The following is a 15,258-nucleotide window of genomic DNA, read 5'->3' as shown; positions in this document are numbered from 1 at the left end:
TCGTAGAGGATACGAAAAGCCGAACAACTCTTGAGTGTGCACATCGGGCGCGCGATCGGGCCGCTTCGGCATCAAGAGCCCCCTGAGTGCCAGACCCGCCGATCGACTCGACCGGCTCTCCCTTTCCTCGGCCTCCAACGCACGCCGCCGCTGCACCACCGAGGGCCTATTGCTGCTTCTCCCAGAACGAGAGCAGGCCCTGGGAGGCCGAACCGCCGATCACGCACGGGATGCCGACGGCGACCTGCCCCAGCGCTGCCGCCGAGACACAACCGAGCGCAAGGGCGCCGACGCCGAGCTGTCCCCAGAAATCCATGTTGCGCCGGGCATCCGAGCCCTTGGTCTTCAGCTCCTCGACGGCGGCGACGGCATCCTTGCGGACGGCGCCGAGCTGCACCGTATCGGCGGCCTCGACCACCTCCCTGAGCGGCTCCTTGACCGGTCCCGACTGCCGCGCCAGTTCCTCCCGGAGATAGTCGCGCAGGCTGGCATCGCGCACCGAGTAGCTGGCAAGCGTATAGCGCGCCATGCTGCCGATCGTCAGCTTGTCGACCGTGTCGCGGCTCTTCGACCAAGGCAGCATCTGGACGATACGCTGGATCGGTACGCGCGAGCCGGTTGCGAAGTAATAGCCCCAGAGGATGTCGAGCAGATCCTGGTGGGTCGCGTAGCTGAGCCGCGTGTCGAGCTTGCGTTCCTCCTTCTTGAACGGATTCTGCGTCAATGCGCCACGCAGCTTGTCCATCACGCCAGGCTTCGTTTCCTCCAATGGGATGTCCATCAAGGTCGGCTGTGCGCCGCTGAGATAGCCGTCGATCATCACGCGGCGGCCCGGCATCTTCGGCGCCACCCTGCGCATGAGATTGCGCCAGTCAGGCAGACCTGAATAAGCGATGGCTCGCACGACCACCCACTCCTCCTCGGGAGGCACGGGAAAGAAGCTGTTGACGAGTTGTTCGGCCTTGGCGGGATTGGAGCCGATCGCCCCCGCGATGAAGCCGAGATAGATGCCCGCGTTCTCCGGCTCCTTGAACGTCTGTGAATGGAATAGCACCCGGACCGCCGCCGGCACATGGGCGTAGTCGGGTTTGGTGCGATAGTTGTAGATCCAGTTCTGGACGACACCGAGCGACGCGCGTGGGTCGATCTCCGGGACGACCGCAGCAGCAAGAGCTGATTGAACGAAAGTGCAAGCGATGAGGGCCAAGGCGATCGCGCGCATGGTCTGCTCCCGACAAACGTTCGCCGCATCAGCATCTGCTGGCGCGTACGGATGAGGACGATGCTGCACGCCGTTTGAATCGACTCTGCGTCGAATCTGCGGCCGTGCTCGGTTCCCTGCCGGTCACCCTTCGCAGGCGTGATCGCAGGCCGCCAAGTCTCCACGGCCTCGACATGATTTGGCCGTCCACCGGCTCTTGCATCTGGGCATGACGAGCAGGCAGATGCGTGCATGTTGACCGCCCGGAACAGCCGTCACCGCGGAGACAGCAGATCGCGACACGTCGCATTGATCGTTGCGACACTGTCGGTGCTGACGTCTGCGCCGCCGGCCGTAGCGGGCGAAGCCCTTGCAGTACAGGGCAATCGGCGCGTCGATGCCGACACCGTGCGATCCTATTTTCACGCTGACGTCAACGGGCGATACGACGCCGCCGCGCTCGACGCCGGCTTGAAGGCGCTGGTTGGGAGCGGACTGTTCGACGACGTGAAGATCAGCCGTGCCGATGGACGGACCGTGGTCCGCGTCTCGGAAGCAAAAGTGCTCGATCGCGTCGCCTTCGAAGGTAACAAGAAGGTGAAGGATGCGGAGCTCACGGGCGCGGTGCTATCAAAGCCGCGAGCCGGCCTCCAGCGCGCAACTGTCCAGGGCGACGTCGCCCGCATCATCCAGGCGTATCATCGTGCGGGACGCGACGACGTCCGCGTGGTCCCGGAGATCATCGATCGCGGCAACGACCGCGTCGATCTCGTCTTCACGATCACCGAAGGCAGGAAGACGCCGGTCAGGGCGATCAGCTTCACGGGCAACCGGGCCTACGGCGCACGGCAATTGCACGCGGTGATCAAGACCTCGGCCACCAACGTGCTGAGCTTCGTGACCGGCGGCAATGTCTACGACGCCGATCGCGTCAACGAGGACCGCGAACTGCTGCGGCAATACTATCGTAACCACGGCTACGCCGATGCCGAGGTCACGAACGTGAGCGTCGACTATGACGCGGCAAATGGCGGCTACAACCTCACCTTTGCGATCGAGGAAGGCGTCCTCTATAGGATTGCGGTGGTCGACATCTCCTGTAACGTGCAGGGGCTGACGTGCGAGCGCCTGCGTCCGCTGGTGCTGGCGCAGCAGGGCGACACGTTCGACCAGAGCAAGATCGACAAGACCTCCGAGGTCCTGACGGCCGAGCTTGGCAAGCTCGGCCTTCCGTTTGCGCAGGTCGAGCCCAGGATCAATCGCCATGCGCAGGATCGGCTGGCCGACGTCACCTTCCAGATCGAGCAGGGACGCCGCACCTATGTCGAGCGCATCGAGATCCACGGCAACACGCGCACGCATGACGACGTGATACGACGCGAGTTCGACGTCAGCGAGGGCGATGCCTACAACAGGACGCTGATCGACCGCGCCGAACGTCGCCTGCGCAACCTCAACTACTTCAAGACCGTCAAGATCTCGACGCGGCCTGGCTCGGCCAGCGATCGCGTGGTGCTGGACGTCGAGGCCATCGATCAGGCGACCGGCGACTTCAACGTCTCGGGCGGCTATTCGTCCACGGACGGACTGCTCGCCGAGGTCAAGATCGGTGACCGCAACGTGCTCGGCACCGGCAACACTGCGCAGGCCACTTTCACCTACGGCCAGTTCGCGCGAGGCGCCAGCCTGTCGTTCACCTCGCCCTACGCCCTCGGTCGAACGACACCTGGCATGGAGCTATTCGCGCGACAGAGCATGGTCAGCACGTTCCAATCGTTCGGCAGCAACACCTATGGCGGCGCCCTCACCCTGGGCATGCCGGTCAGCGAGCAGACGGCCATGCTGTGGCGCTATTCGCTCTATGACCAGAGGGTGGTGCTCGCACCGGGGATCTCGCCAGCGGCGGTGTCCCTGCCGGTTCGCCAAGCGGTCGCAGCCGGGCGGCAGACGGTGTCCTCGCTCGGCAATACCGTCACCTACAGCACCCTCGACAACAACAAGGTGCCGACCAGCGGCATCCGCTCACAGTTGACGCAGGATCTCGCCGGCCTCGGAGGCGACGTTCGCTTCTTACGGACCACAGGCGACGTCCGCTATTATCGATCGATCAACAGCGACCTGACCGGCATGGTGCGCGCGCAAGGCGGCTATATCACCGGATGGGGCGGCCAGCAGGCGCCGCTGCTCAACAGCTTCTTCGGCGGTCCTACCATGGTGCGCGGCTTCGCGCCGGGCGGCTTCGGACCGCGCGATCTGACGCCGGGATCGACGATGGACAATGTGGGCGGCAGCCTGTTCTGGGCGACCACGGCGGAGCTGCAGGGCAACATTCCCGGATTGCCGCAGGAATACGGCCTGCGTGCATCGGCCTTCGTCGACGCCGGGACCGTGTTCGGCTATCGCGGCCCGACCCAGAATGTCCAGGTGGCGAACAGGAACGTGCTGCGGTCCTCGGTCGGCGTCGGCATGACCTGGGCATCGCCGTTCGGACCGCTTACCGTCGACTACGCGGTCCCGATCAGCAAGGCGGCGTATGACGTCGTGCAGCCGCTTCGTTTCAGCGCCGGTGGCTTCTGAGCCAACGCCGCAACGTCGACGGAGCGTCGCGTCAGTACGGATAATAGTAACCGCGCGGGCCGTAATACGGGTGACCGTAATACGGGCGAACATAGTACGGCCGCGGTGCGTAGTACACCCGCGGCGGCCCGTAATAGCCGGGGCCGGGATAATAGCCGGGCCCATAGTAATAATAGTCGTCGTTCTGATGCGCGGCGATTGCGCCGAAGGTGCCGATCATTGCACCCATGATGGCCAAGCCAGCGGCTGGATTGCCCCTGTAGACGCGGCGGTAGCGCCGGCGAGCGCTGAGATCGGTCAAATCGCCGGCTGTCGCCGTCGCGACCGCCGGCTTGTTGGCCGGACCCGCCACCCGCGCATGGGCCGGCGCCGGCGCGCTTGCCACCACGGCGATGGCTGCGACGGCCGCAATCGCGATTTTTCCACCGGCCGAAGGAGATCGATATTTCCCGCTGAACATGGCATCACCCTTCACTTCACTCATTCCCGAATACAACATGGCCGGGCGTGCAGCTTGACCTGTGTCAACTCAGGACGAACCAGCCGTCCGGCGGCACGTACGCATCCCGCAATCGTGCTTAGACGCGACGTCACGCCCCCTGGTTCAGCCCACCGCCGCATCGATTTCTGCGAACCGATGGCCGCCCGTCGGGAACCAATGGCTGCACACCGACGCCGTCCATCATGCCGTCGGCAACAGGAGTCCTCATGCCTTCCAGACTGACACGCCCATTCTTCAGCGCCGTCGCCACGCTGGCGCTCACCGCTTCGATGGCGAGCGCTGGCGACAGCGCGACCTCGCTGTTCAAGGTGGTGACCGTCAAGGATGAGATCGTCATCGGTCTCAATAGCGAAGAGCTGGCTACGATCGGCGGGAACGATGCCAGCGCCGTTGCGCGCGCATTGGCGCAGAAAGGCGACCTCGCAGCCTGGCAGTACAACGTTCATCGCGGCCCGAACGGCGAGCTGCAGATGGCACCTTCGGCCAAGATTGCTCTGCTGTCGCATGCCTCGCTGCGCGTCGAGCCCTACAGCACCACTTATGTCGTGGCGCCCCATCCCTGAACCAAACGATTGTCCGACCGGCGCTCGTACCGTCGACGACGGAACGAGGCCGGTCGGACCAGCCGTTAGCTCTCGCCCCGATGGCCCGATCGCACGGCCCCATCGCATGTCCTGGGGACCCTGTCGGTGGAAAACCCGTAGACCACGGCCAGCCGGTCCAGGCACTCCTTGAAGCGGCGGGCGAAATAGTCGTTCCAGCGCTGGCTGGCGAGCCCCCGCTTGTGTCCGACCTGCTCCATGGTCAGGCCGTGCACCAGGATGTCATGGGTAATCGCCGCGCCGTCGGCGCCGAGCTCGCGCTCGGCGCGGTTGAGCCGCAGCACCGCCCGCCTCTGGCCTTCGGTGACCGGCTCGCGCCCGCGGGCGCCGTCAACGTGCTCGCGCGAGGGATCGATCGCCTGCGGGCCTCGCTCGGCCCGCTCCCAATCGTTCTGGAACGCCCGTCCGGCCCGGTATTGGGCGTCATCGAGCTGCTTGTGCGCGTGCAGCCGGCCGAGCGGGTCGCTGCGGACCGATCGCAACGCGACGATCTTTTCGCCGGGCTCAAGCGCCAGCGGGTCGTCGATCTCTACGGGAATCACGTCTGCATTTCGCGGCAGGTCGTGAGCTCTGCGGTCGTGGGTCTTGGACATGCGATGGGGCTTGCTGCGTCGGGGGCGCGCCATGTCTCGTCTCCGGAAAATGAATGGGGTCGGTTCGGGTCGGGCTTGCCGCGCTCTACGCGGCCGCGACCAGCCGCAGGATCAAACGTCCGGCGGGACGCGAAGCGGTTTCCTCGGGCGGAAGCCGCGTGAGATGGTAATGCGGCGTGCAGTAGCAGGAGCCGGGCTGGCGCGGATGACCGCAAAAAGTGATGGGATCGTCGTCCCGGTCGCCGCCATAGGGGTAGCGGCAATCGTTGCGCTCGAGCTGGTCGAGGGACAGCAGGCGCGGGCTGATGCCGACGCAACGCAGCTTGACGGCCGCCGCGGGTTTCGCCGCGGATGGCATCGGCCGGGCCGCCGCGTCCGGGCTCCGCCGTCCGGTTCGGGACGCCGCGGACATCGGCCGGGGCGTGGATCGCGCGGCTTTCGGCCCGCCCGGCGCGGCCAGCCCGATCCGCTTGCCGCGGCCAAGCGTCGCGTTCCGGGTATAGGCGGTTCCGAACTGCGCATTGAGCGCGCGCGCGATCTCGGCATAGGACCGCCCCTGGGCATGAAGCTCGCACAGCATCTTGGAATGCTGGTCTGGCCAATCTGTGGATTGCATTCTCGCCTCTTCCTTCTGGGTCGGGGCCGCCGGACCCGCCGGCTCACCCGACGGCCAAATCTTCCGATATTCCGAAGAAAAAGTCAAGCTTGAGTTCTGATTATTCGAAACATATAATGTCTTCCGAGATTCGCAAAAGAGGTCAAAGCCATGTTGGACGTTGCCATGATCGAGCGTGCACTCGAGAAGCCAGGAAAGACGAAAGGAGGGTTGGCCCGCGCCATGGGCGTGCGGCCGGGCGCGGTCTCCGAGATCCTCGGCGGCCAGCGCCTGATCAAGGCGGCCGAGATTCCGCTCATTACGGAGTATCTCGAGCTCAATTCCGTCCCCATCATGGGCCGGGTCGGCGCCGGCTCGGTGATCGAGCCCGATTACGAGCAGGTGCCCGTCGAGGGCCTCGGCGAGGTCGCCCTGCCCTTCCCGATCTCCGAGGAGACCATCGCCTTCGAGGTAACGGGCGATTCGATGCTGCCGAAATACGAGAACGGCGATGTGATCGTGGTCTACCGCGAGCAGCGCCACCCGCTGTCGAGCTTCTACGGCGAGGAGGCGGTGGTGCGCCTCAAGTCCGGCGAGCGTTACCTGAAGACGATCGAACGGGGCAAATCGCCGTCCGTGGTCAATCTGAAGAGCTTCAACGCCAAGCCGATCGTGGGGGTCAAGCTGGACTGGATCGGCGAGATCTTCGTCACCCTGCCGCGCGGCCAGATCTCGCGGATCCGCGCCAAGGCGGCCGCCAAGTCGCGCGCCCGCGCGGCAAACAAGTAAGACTCGAGGCCGGATGCAGGGGACGCCGAGGCGCTCCCCCTGCATCCCCTCCCTCCAGTGGAGGGTGGGCACCGCGCCTGTTGCGCCGTCGTGATCGACAATTCTGAGCGACATATGGGGATGTGCGTCCATGGTCTCGCGGCGCCCCAGGCGTCCGAGTGATACAGTGGTCTCACCCTCTTCAAACGAGAGGGTGCAGGGAAGGCCGGACCTCGACTGAGGCCCGTGGCCCGCCTGCTCAAAAAATGCAGGCGGCAGGTACCACAGGTCCAGCCGGAACGATCCGGCCCTCCCTGCGCGATGGTTTTCACGGCTGCTTCGCGTTCTCCCCGGTGCGCCGGGCTGTCTGGTCACCGTCACCCGCGCCGCGCCATTGGCGCCAGCGCAGGCTTGATACTGGCATCGGAGTATCAGGACCACGCGACTTGACCGTGCGGGCCGATGTTGTTCGTCCGCGCGAATGACCACGCTGCAAACCGGCCCGCCCATCACTCCCCGCCTCCACGTGTCGTGACGACCGCGATACGCCCTCTCCATGAGGCGGGATGCGCCTAGACAATCACGAATTCTGAAAAAGAGAAAGAAGAATTTTTCGGCCCGGCGGGCCGGATCGGGGCAATGCGTTGAAGCCTCTCCCAAAACAAGCGTTTCCGCACACGTCGTCTGCAGGCGATCGAAGGCCATGAAACGGACCATCGTGCGGGCGCATCGCCCCTGATTCGCCCGACGGGCGTGACGCCTTGCCACCAGCCGCGCCTGGCGCCCGGATCAGTCCTCGACCCGCAGCTCCTCGCCATCTCTCGCGGAAGGCAGCCCAATTCGAAAGCGCCTGAACGCTGCAATCCTCGATACGAGGCAGAGCGACTGGTGGGACAGGCTGGTCTTGCGCTATCTCGGCTCCAAGCGGTGGCCCGCCCCGACGATACACGCGCCCGCCAGCGAGCCGGACCTGCTGCGCCGTCGCGTGATCGCCGATGTCCGGCCGAGGTCGACGACGTCGCGCAAGCGGATTGATCCCGATCAAGGACCAGGCGCCGCGCCGGAGCAAACTCACCATCAACCTGTGGCTGCACAGGCAGGACATGGGGAAACGCCATCATGGGAAACGCCATGCGGAGATATCTTCTTGCCTTTAGCTTGGTGATCGCCGCACTCGGCTTCACGTCGTCGGCGCGTGCGGGATGCTGGCCGAACGAAAACTTCCACCTCGTGTGCTGGCTGGATACCTATGGAACGGCGTGCGAAGCGCACCACGCGCTGACCAGCGTCAGAGCCGTGCTGTATCCGGAGCCGCGCTACTCGTACTATGAATTCGAGGTTTCCCACTGGTGGACGGCCCACAAGACCGTGGCCTGTCCGCCGAATCAAAAGACGACGTTCAGCGGTGTCTGGGACCGGGAAACCGGAAAGGCGGAGGAAACGGCGACCACCGGCATTTCGTCGGTGACGAGGCGAGTCTACTGCAGCAACAATCCCTGGACGGGCCAGGGGCCGCCAACGGTGCCGATCTGCTCATATCCGGCCGATGATCCGAACGTGGGACTGCCCGTCACCTCGGCGATGCTCACGCAAAGCCAGCGAGACGATCTGCTTCGCGTTCAGGAGCCGTTGCATACCCGTTGCCAGCAGATCAAGCCGCTCGAGGACGAGGTGTCGTGGCTGAACGGCCGCCCCATCGTCGAGGTGGTCGCGTCCCACCATGAATATCAGAAGCTCGAATGGCATCTGTGGTTCATGGACTTCGGCGAGTTCGGACCATGGCATGAGGTCGCGGCACCGAAGCCGAAGGGCCCCTTGATCTGGAAGGGCACGACCTATACCGAGCGTCGCATTGCGACATCGAGGCACAGATATTGGCTGAACAAGCCCGGCCGCTGGAAGGTGGTTGCGAAGCCGAAGCCGACCGCGGCGGCGGCGCAGGCGATCCCGATCAGCGTGACCACCGAATGTCCCGGCGCGACGTTCAACGTGCAGTAACGGGCGATGACGCGGTCTTCATGGCGTGCGGGAACATGCTTCCGGACGCCACGCTACATCGCCTGGACTATTTCCGCGGCTGATGCCGGTTTGGTGATGGCCGCGCAGGCTGGGATGGAGTCGGTGAGGCGAGGGTGGACCGAATCAGTCTTGACAAAATTCTGATTTAAAGAAATAATGTAGCATCACAGTCAGCCGAAGGCGAACCGGCGCTCCATGCAGTATTTCGTCGTGATGATCGACTACGGCCGGCGCGGACGCGAGGCCGTGGTCGATCCTGAGATGACCCGGCGCGACGTCGTGGCGCGCATCGCGTCGGGCGAATATGCGAACGTCAGCTTCATCCACGAGATCGTCGACCGATCGGTTGCCGACGTCACCGCCGACATCATGTCCGAAGCCGCCCTGCCCGAGATCGATGGGCGGGACGCCGACCTGCAGGCCGTCCGGTTCGATCACCTCCACGACCTGCGCAAGCACGAGCAGGTTTGATCCGGCTGCGCCAGATCAGACCAGAAAGACGGTCGAACCGGTCGTCTTGCGTGCCGCGAGATCGGCGTGGGCCCGGGCCGCCTCCTTGAGCGGATAGGTCTGGTTGACCTCGATCTTCACCGCGCCCGATTTGACCACGTCGAACAGCTCGTTGGCCATCGCGACCAGGCTCTCGCGCCTGGCGGCGTAGGTGAACAGCGTCGGCCGGGTCACGAACAGCGATCCCTTCTGGGCGAGCAGCCCGAGATTGAGCGGATCGACCGTGCCGGAGGACTGGCCGAACAGCACGGCGTAGCCGAGCGGCGCGAGGCAATCGAGCGACTTGAGGAACGTGTCCTTGCCGACGGAATCATAGACCACCGGCACCTTCTTGCCGCCGGTGATCTCGCCGACGCGTGCGACGAAGTCCTCCCGCGTATAGATGATGGTGTGCTCGCAGCCGTGGGCCTTGGCGAGTTGCGCCTTGTCGTCGCTGGATACGGTGCCGATGACGTGAACGCCGAGATGCTTGGCCCATTGGCTGAGGATGAGGCCCACGCCGCCGGCCGCGGCATGCAGCAGGATGGTTTCGCCCGCCTTCACGCGGTAGGTCTGCCGGATCAGGTACTGGGCGGTCAGGCCCTTGAGCATCATCGCGGCGGCGGTCTTGTCGTCGATCTCGTCGGGCAGCTTCAACAGCAGCGCGGCCGGCATCAGCCGCGCCTCGGAATAGGCGCCGAGCGGGGACGAGCCGTAGGCGACGCGGTCACCCACCTTCAGGTCCGTCACCCCTTCGCCCAGTTCCTCGATCACACCGGCGCCCTCGCTGCCCAGCCCGCTCGGAAGCTGGACCGGATAGAGCCCGGAGCGATTGTAGATGTCGATGAAGTTGAGCCCGACCGCCGTGTGGCGAATGCGCGCCTCGCCGGGGCCGGGCTTGCCGACCTCGATCTGCTCCCAGGCGAGAACCTCGGGACCGCCGGTCTTGTGGAAACGAATGGCGTTCGTCATGGGTTGTCATCCTCCCTGTTCGGATTGCGCGACGCCGCGCCGCCCGGTCGCGCGCCGGCCCCTTGCGGGCCGTTCGAGCCTGCGCTTCTCCGCGACCGAACCTCGGTCTTCCGTAGCCGCAGTCGGCTGGGTTTGGCAATCGGCTTTGCCAGCCGGCACAGGAACAACGATCACCGTTCCAGCGTTCATCGGCCATAGCGTGGAGTCCGAGCCCATGCCGCCCAAACGACGCAGCGCAGTAGTCAATCCGGCCATCCTGATCGAGCTGGCCTGCCACACCTTGATGGGCGTCGCCATGGGGCTCGGCTTCGCCTTCGGGCTGACCCAACTGGATGCGTTCGGCATCGCGACCCTGATCGCCCACAGTGTCGATCCGCACGTGACGTTCGTGATCTTCGTCGGTGTGTTGACGCTGTCATTTGCCGTCGGCGCGACGATGACGGGCTTCGTGTTCACGATGATGGAGGAGAGATAGAAAGCCGCGCGCCGATGGCTGCATGGGCGCCCGCAATGTCATCAGCGCGTCGCGCAAACCATGCAGATGGAGATCAGGTTCGACCGGCGCGGAGACGACCAGATGGCCGGACTGATCGGTGCAAGCGATCCGCGGCTTCGCGAAGCAGGCTTCAGAGCCGCGGGCGTTGTCGCGCGCCTGGGCGCACGGCCGTCATGAACGGCTGGCTTGCTCTGTTTGCGGCTGGAATGCTCGAGATCATCTGGGCGCTCGGCCTGAAGCATTCCGACGGCCTGACACGCTTCTGGCCCAGCGTCGCGACCGTGACCGCGATCCTGCTCAGCTTCGCGATGATGTCGCTTGCGCTGCGCTCACTGCCGTTTGGCACCGCCTATGCGGTATGGACCGGCATCGGCGCGGCCGGGAGCATCCTCGCCGGCATGGTCCTCTACAGCGAGCCGGCGGATCCGACGCGACTGTTCTGCCTCACGCTGATCATCACCGGCATGATCGGGCTGAAGCTGAACTCGCCGGTCTGACACCGTCGACGGCCTCCGGCAGGATCGTGACAGCTCGACGCTGCCGAATACGATGAGGGCGATCACGAACGGCAGCAGGTGATAGAGCGCACGGAAGATCAGCAGCGCCGCGAGCAGCCGCTCCTGATCAACGCCGCCCAGACCCAGCAGGATCGTTGCATCGAACAGGCCGATGCCGGCCGGGGCATGGCTGGCGAATCCAAGCAAGGTCGCGGCGATGAAGACCGCCATCAGCCGCGCGAGGTCGATGCCGAGCTCGGCCGGCATGAGCACATACATTGCCAGCGCCGCGGTGCTGAGCTCGAACAGCCCGACCGCGATCTGCATCAGCACAGCAGGCCCGGACGGCAGCCGCACCGGCCATCGTCTGCTTCGCCGCCCCGGCCAGCTCCACACCACGAAGGCGGTGACGGCGCAGAGCAGCGCGGCCGCAACGACCCGGTTGAGCGCCGGCGGCCAATACTCCACCCAGCCGAAGGCGTCCGGATCGATCATCAAGCTCAGGCCGAGGGCGGTGAGATTGCCGAGCCAGAAGGTCAGCCCGGTCAGGAAGCTGATATTGGCGATGTCGATCGCCCCGAGCCGGTACGGCGCGTAGATCCGGTATCGAACCAGCGGCGAGATCAACGCGACCGCGCCGATGCCGTGCGCGATCGGATAGCTCGTGAAGCTGCCAAGCGCGGCCGCGCGATAGGGAATGTCGCGGCGGCCGATCGTCCGCAATGCGAACAGGTCGTAGAGCGTGAGGCTGGCGTAGGAGAGGAGGACGAATGCCAGAGCCGCCGCGATCAGATGACGGTCGGTGGCCTCGACGATCGACAGGACATGGGCAAAGTCGAGCTTCTTGACGGCTCGTGTGAGAACGTACACCGCCACAGCCGCGATCGACAGGCTCAAGGCCAGTCCGCCCAGGCTGCGCCACCAGATTCTGCGGTTCGACGGCAGCGGCGGAACGTCGATCAGGTCAGCCATTCAACGTGTTTTCGCTTCAAGCCTGCGCCGGCCGATTCGAGCAGGACGATGGCGCCGTGTGACACACCGATGTGACAGCGGCGTTACCATTGTGCGCTGCCCCCATGCCTTAATTATTTGTTAACGACGGACGATCGTTCACCGCTACCAACACGGCGAGCTGCAATGCAGCACCACATTTGCGATCATTCAAATTTGAATTAATCGCGGACGGGTTCGAGCGTAATGACGTGGACCGTATCAGTACGGATGCATGAAGGTCGCATCTTCGTCACGCGGACTTTCTAAGACGGGTGCGGGACGCCAACATTCGAGGCAGCATGAACGCGGAATTCGAACACGAACTCACGCCGGACCAATGGGAGACGCTGAAGGCGCTTCGCATTCCCGCGCGTGAACGCCGCAGGCTGAACGGCATGATTGTCGACGAGCTCACCGCATTTGGACTCGTCTCTATGGACAATGGCGCGGCGACACTCACGATGGCCGGCCGCAAGGTGCTCGTCAGGGGATCCTCACGCCTGCTCGATGTCGCAGCCTGATGTTTCGGAGCGCGGCCCGCCCTTCGAAGCGCCACGCGCCGAACTCACCACATGGATTTCCGCGCACGCTCGGGCCACTCGCGATCGTACGCCGCGCCGTCGATGTCGTTGGCCGTCATCGCCGCGAGAATCTGCCCCGGCGTCGGCAGTTGCTGCGGATCGACACGCCTATCCGGGTTCCAGAGATCGGCACGAACGATCGCGCGGGCACATTGGAAGTAGATCTCTTCCACCGTCATGATGAGGACGGAGCGCGGCAGCTTGCCTTCCATCCGGAACGACTCCAACAGATCGGGGGCCGTCGACAGATGACCATGCCCGTTCACACGTAGCGTGTTGCCTGATCCCGGAATCAGGAACAGCAGAGCGATCCGCGGGTCGCGCACGATGTTGCGCAAGGAATCCACGCGATTGTTGCCGCGGCGGTCCGGCATCATCAGCGTCTTGTCGTCGTGGATGCGGGTGAATCCGGGGAGATCGCCGCGCGGCGAGCAATCGAGACCTTCGGGACCACATGTCGCGAGCGCCACGAACGGCGACTGCTCGATCATGATCCGGTAGTGCGGCGTCACGCGATCGGCCACCTTCGCCGTCGAGGCCAGCCCCGTCTCGCCATAGATCGCCTCGAGCTGTTCAATCGTGGTGACGATCGACATGGCCGCTGCCTCCGTTTGATCCGATCGGTTCTGCGTCAATCGGCCGCTTGATGATGTCCGCCAGCCGGTGACCGTGCGGCTCGGGGTCTCCGACATTGACGATCGTGACATCCGCTACGGCGTCTTCGGTCACCGCGCGGTGGAGACGCTCGCCGATGTCGCCGTCACTCGGACGGTGCCGCTTGCCGAGCCGTTCGGCGAGAACATCCGCGGGCGCGGTGATGGCGACGACGATGACGTTGGCATAATCCCGGCGCGCGGCGGGAATGATCGTTCGCGAGACGTTCACGACGACGGTGCGGCCGGCCAGGATGTCATCCTTGATCGCGCGCGGCACGCCGTAGTCATGACCATGGGCCTCCCAATGCAGCGCGAACTCTCCAGCACTGAGCGCCTGACGAAAGGCGGACACGCTCATCTCGAGATTGTCCTCGAAGGCCGAGGCTTCGCGCGTGACGATCCGCCGCGGAAAGACGACCCGGTCATCGCCGGCGCATTCGCGACGCGCCACGTTGAGCAAGGTGTCCTTGCCCGCGCCGCTCGGCCCGACCACCAGGATCAGGCGTCCCGGACCAAGCTTCCCGGATGTCGTCGCTGAGGCAGGCTCGATTCCGCTCATGCCACCCGCAATCCTTCCCGCCAGACGCTGCGCACGACCGACAACTGGCCCGCGACATGAACCCGGATCAGGTCCGCACGCTTGCCCACGGCGATCTCGCCGCGATCATGCAGGCCGACGGCGTCCGCAGGCGCCTTGGTGACGGTGCGGACGGCGGCGGCAAGATCAATGGACGGCACCCGCTGCGGCAATTGCAGCGCGCCCATCAGCAGACTCGACGGCACATAGTCCGACGACAGAATGTCGAGCAGGCCCTCGCGCGCGAGGTCCACGGCTGCGATATTGCCGGAGTGAGATCCGCCGCGCACGACGTTCGGCGCGCCCATCAGGATGCTGATGCCCGCCTGGTGAAGGCCCCGCGCGGCCTCCATCGTGGTCGGAAACTCCGCGACCGCGATGCCGTCCTTGATTGCGTCGGCGACGTTCTCCTCCGTCGTGTCATCGTGGCTGGCCAGCGGCACGTCATGGGTCTTTGCCAGCGCAATGATGTCGCGCATGTTCGGCGCCGCGTAGGCCTGCTGATAGGCGAAGCGGCGCGCGAACATCACGTCGAGCTCGGCATCGGTCTTGCCGCCGCTCTTGCCGCGATAGTAGTCGCGCAGCTTGCCTTCGTCGCGAAACTGGCGCTGCCCGGGCGTATGATCCATCAGCGACATCAGCCGCACATCCGGACGCCCCGCCAGTTGCCGCGCCTCCTCGACCACGGTCGGCATCGGCACTTCGCAGCGCAGATGCAGGAAGTGATCGGACCGCAGCAGGCCGCCGTCGCGCGCCGTCGCGATCGCCTCCGCGAGCACATTGGCTTGACCGTCGACGCCCTCGGCGCCTTCCTCGCTCCACACGCGCAGCGAATCCAGCACCGTCGTGATGCCCGCGGTCGCAAGCTGCCCGTCATAGGAAATGACCGCAGCGACGGGGTCCCAATAGACCTTCGGGCGCGGCACGAAATGCGCTTCGAGGTGATCGGTATGCAGTTCGACCAGTCCGGGCATCAGCAGGTCGCCGCCGGCGTCCAGGCTTCCGGCCGGCGCAGCCCCTTCGCCCAATTCTGCGATCCGGCCTCCCGCGATCGCCACCCAGCCCTGCTCGACGACGCGGTCGGCGAGGACCAGCCTGGCATTGCCTATCACGATATCGGACATGTTCGCGCTCATCTGC

The 15,258-nt window shown here is 65.1% G+C and carries 16 protein-coding genes; 8 read left to right on the top strand and 8 right to left on the bottom strand.

From position 1 onward, the window contains the following. Nucleotides 1–166: 166 nt before the first annotated feature. Nucleotides 167–1,222, bottom strand: coding sequence for a hypothetical protein (locus ACQR10_RS08560; protein ID WP_315803617.1), 1,056 nt, complete (start codon nt 1,220–1,222; stop codon nt 167–169). A gap of 234 nt (nt 1,223–1,456) precedes the next feature. Here ACQR10_RS08560 and bamA point away from each other — a divergent pair, with 234 nt between their 5' ends. Then, nucleotides 1,457–3,778: an outer membrane protein assembly factor BamA gene (gene bamA, locus ACQR10_RS08555; RefSeq protein WP_434911952.1), complete on the top strand. Its 2,322-nt coding sequence runs from the start codon at nt 1,457–1,459 to the stop codon at nt 3,776–3,778. A 31-nt stretch (nt 3,779–3,809) separates the two neighbouring features. On the opposite strand, the gene ACQR10_RS08550 is transcribed toward bamA, so the two are convergent. Next, entirely contained in the window at nt 3,810–4,238 is a 429-nt protein-coding gene (locus tag ACQR10_RS08550; protein WP_315803619.1) for a hypothetical protein, read from the bottom strand. A 248-nt stretch (nt 4,239–4,486) separates the two neighbouring features. Here ACQR10_RS08550 and ACQR10_RS08545 point away from each other — a divergent pair, with 248 nt between their 5' ends. Further along, nucleotides 4,487–4,843, top strand: coding sequence for a hypothetical protein (locus ACQR10_RS08545; protein WP_316180018.1), 357 nt, complete (start codon nt 4,487–4,489; stop codon nt 4,841–4,843). Nucleotides 4,844–4,908: 65 nt separating this feature from the next. Here ACQR10_RS08545 and ACQR10_RS08540 read toward each other — a convergent pair whose 3' ends face one another. Both ACQR10_RS08540 and ACQR10_RS08535 read right to left on the bottom strand, forming a co-directional pair. Then, nucleotides 4,909–5,508, bottom strand: coding sequence for a DUF6456 domain-containing protein (locus ACQR10_RS08540; RefSeq protein WP_316216966.1), 600 nt, complete (start codon nt 5,506–5,508; stop codon nt 4,909–4,911). Nucleotides 5,509–5,560: 52 nt separating this feature from the next. After that, complete coding sequence (locus tag ACQR10_RS08535) at nt 5,561–6,091, bottom strand: GcrA family cell cycle regulator (RefSeq protein WP_316216967.1); 531 nt, start codon at nt 6,089–6,091, stop codon at nt 5,561–5,563. 150 nt (nt 6,092–6,241) lie between these two features. On the opposite strand from ACQR10_RS08535, the gene ACQR10_RS08530 reads away from it, so the two are divergent. The 3 genes from ACQR10_RS08530 to ACQR10_RS08520 all read left to right on the top strand — a co-directional run bounded on the left by ACQR10_RS08530 (nt 6,242) and on the right by ACQR10_RS08520 (nt 9,328). Further along, complete coding sequence (locus tag ACQR10_RS08530; protein ID WP_315713004.1) at nt 6,242–6,859, top strand: LexA family transcriptional regulator; 618 nt, start codon at nt 6,242–6,244, stop codon at nt 6,857–6,859. A gap of 1,110 nt (nt 6,860–7,969) precedes the next feature. Further along, on the top strand, nt 7,970–8,836 hold the full coding sequence (locus tag ACQR10_RS08525) for a hypothetical protein (RefSeq protein ID WP_316180016.1): 867 nt from the start codon (nt 7,970–7,972) through the stop codon (nt 8,834–8,836). A 216-nt stretch (nt 8,837–9,052) separates the two neighbouring features. Then, on the top strand, nt 9,053–9,328 hold the full coding sequence (locus ACQR10_RS08520) for a hypothetical protein (protein WP_316180015.1): 276 nt from the start codon (nt 9,053–9,055) through the stop codon (nt 9,326–9,328). Nucleotides 9,329–9,343: 15 nt separating this feature from the next. On the opposite strand, the gene ACQR10_RS08515 is transcribed toward ACQR10_RS08520, so the two are convergent. Continuing rightward, the gene (locus ACQR10_RS08515) at nt 9,344–10,318 is read right to left on the bottom strand and encodes a quinone oxidoreductase family protein (RefSeq protein WP_315803625.1); all 975 of its coding nucleotides are present in this window, start codon (nt 10,316–10,318) and stop codon (nt 9,344–9,346) included. A 214-nt stretch (nt 10,319–10,532) separates the two neighbouring features. On the opposite strand from ACQR10_RS08515, the gene ACQR10_RS08510 reads away from it, so the two are divergent. The 3 genes from ACQR10_RS08510 to ACQR10_RS08500 all read left to right on the top strand — a co-directional run bounded on the left by ACQR10_RS08510 (nt 10,533) and on the right by ACQR10_RS08500 (nt 12,825). Next, the gene (locus tag ACQR10_RS08510) at nt 10,533–10,793 is read left to right on the top strand and encodes a hypothetical protein (RefSeq protein WP_434863739.1); all 261 of its coding nucleotides are present in this window, start codon (nt 10,533–10,535) and stop codon (nt 10,791–10,793) included. A 194-nt stretch (nt 10,794–10,987) separates the two neighbouring features. Continuing rightward, nucleotides 10,988–11,311, top strand: coding sequence for a DMT family transporter (locus ACQR10_RS08505; protein WP_316180013.1), 324 nt, complete (start codon nt 10,988–10,990; stop codon nt 11,309–11,311). A 1,292-nt stretch (nt 11,312–12,603) separates the two neighbouring features. Continuing rightward, nucleotides 12,604–12,825, top strand: a complete 222-nt coding sequence (locus ACQR10_RS08500; RefSeq protein ID WP_316180012.1) for a hypothetical protein — start codon at nt 12,604–12,606, stop codon at nt 12,823–12,825. Nucleotides 12,826–12,869: 44 nt separating this feature from the next. On the opposite strand, the gene ACQR10_RS08495 is transcribed toward ACQR10_RS08500, so the two are convergent. From ACQR10_RS08495 to ACQR10_RS08485, 3 genes are read right to left on the bottom strand one after another with little or no spacing between them, the layout of a single operon-like run. Continuing rightward, entirely contained in the window at nt 12,870–13,481 is a 612-nt protein-coding gene (locus tag ACQR10_RS08495; RefSeq protein WP_316216970.1) for a pyridoxamine 5'-phosphate oxidase family protein, read from the bottom strand. Beyond that, on the bottom strand, nt 13,459–14,100 hold the full coding sequence (gene phnN / locus ACQR10_RS08490; RefSeq protein WP_316216971.1) for a phosphonate metabolism protein/1,5-bisphosphokinase (PRPP-forming) PhnN: 642 nt from the start codon (nt 14,098–14,100) through the stop codon (nt 13,459–13,461). The genes ACQR10_RS08495 and phnN overlap by 23 nt, the downstream gene beginning before the upstream one ends. After that, on the bottom strand, nt 14,097–15,254 hold the full coding sequence (locus ACQR10_RS08485) for an alpha-D-ribose 1-methylphosphonate 5-triphosphate diphosphatase (RefSeq protein ID WP_316180007.1): 1,158 nt from the start codon (nt 15,252–15,254) through the stop codon (nt 14,097–14,099). The genes phnN and ACQR10_RS08485 overlap by 4 nt, the downstream gene beginning before the upstream one ends. Between the last annotated feature and the right edge of the window lie 4 nt (nt 15,255–15,258).

The organism is Bradyrhizobium sp. HKCCYLRH2060 (assembly GCF_051168135.1).
In the GTDB taxonomy this organism is placed as follows: Bacteria; Pseudomonadota; Alphaproteobacteria; order Rhizobiales; family Xanthobacteraceae; genus Bradyrhizobium.
The sequence above is the reverse complement of the archived record's forward strand: the minus strand, read 5'-3'. Positions and strand labels throughout refer to the sequence as shown.

Bases quoted from the DNA above. Each gene is read 5' to 3' on its own strand.
- ACQR10_RS08560 (WP_315803617.1), bottom strand. From the start codon at position 1,222: ATGCGCGCGATCGCCTTGGCCCTCATCGCTTGCACTTTCGTTCAATCA.
- ACQR10_RS08550 (WP_315803619.1), bottom strand. From the start codon at position 4,238: ATGTTCAGCGGGAAATATCGATCTCCTTCGGCCGGTGGAAAAATCGCG.
- ACQR10_RS08545 (WP_316180018.1), top strand. From the start codon at position 4,487: ATGCCTTCCAGACTGACACGCCCATTCTTCAGCGCCGTCGCCACGCTG.
- ACQR10_RS08540 (WP_316216966.1), bottom strand. From the start codon at position 5,508: ATGGCGCGCCCCCGACGCAGCAAGCCCCATCGCATGTCCAAGACCCAC.
- ACQR10_RS08535 (WP_316216967.1), bottom strand. From the start codon at position 6,091: ATGCAATCCACAGATTGGCCAGACCAGCATTCCAAGATGCTGTGCGAG.
- ACQR10_RS08530 (WP_315713004.1), top strand. From the start codon at position 6,242: ATGTTGGACGTTGCCATGATCGAGCGTGCACTCGAGAAGCCAGGAAAG.
- ACQR10_RS08525 (WP_316180016.1), top strand. From the start codon at position 7,970: ATGCGGAGATATCTTCTTGCCTTTAGCTTGGTGATCGCCGCACTCGGC.
- ACQR10_RS08520 (WP_316180015.1), top strand. From the start codon at position 9,053: ATGCAGTATTTCGTCGTGATGATCGACTACGGCCGGCGCGGACGCGAG.
- ACQR10_RS08515 (WP_315803625.1), bottom strand. From the start codon at position 10,318: ATGACGAACGCCATTCGTTTCCACAAGACCGGCGGTCCCGAGGTTCTC.
- ACQR10_RS08510 (WP_434863739.1), top strand. From the start codon at position 10,533: ATGCCGCCCAAACGACGCAGCGCAGTAGTCAATCCGGCCATCCTGATC.
- ACQR10_RS08505 (WP_316180013.1), top strand. From the start codon at position 10,988: ATGAACGGCTGGCTTGCTCTGTTTGCGGCTGGAATGCTCGAGATCATC.
- ACQR10_RS08500 (WP_316180012.1), top strand. From the start codon at position 12,604: ATGAACGCGGAATTCGAACACGAACTCACGCCGGACCAATGGGAGACG.
- ACQR10_RS08495 (WP_316216970.1), bottom strand. From the start codon at position 13,481: ATGTCGATCGTCACCACGATTGAACAGCTCGAGGCGATCTATGGCGAG.
- phnN (WP_316216971.1), bottom strand. From the start codon at position 14,100: ATGAGCGGAATCGAGCCTGCCTCAGCGACGACATCCGGGAAGCTTGGT.
- ACQR10_RS08485 (WP_316180007.1), bottom strand. From the start codon at position 15,254: ATGAGCGCGAACATGTCCGATATCGTGATAGGCAATGCCAGGCTGGTC.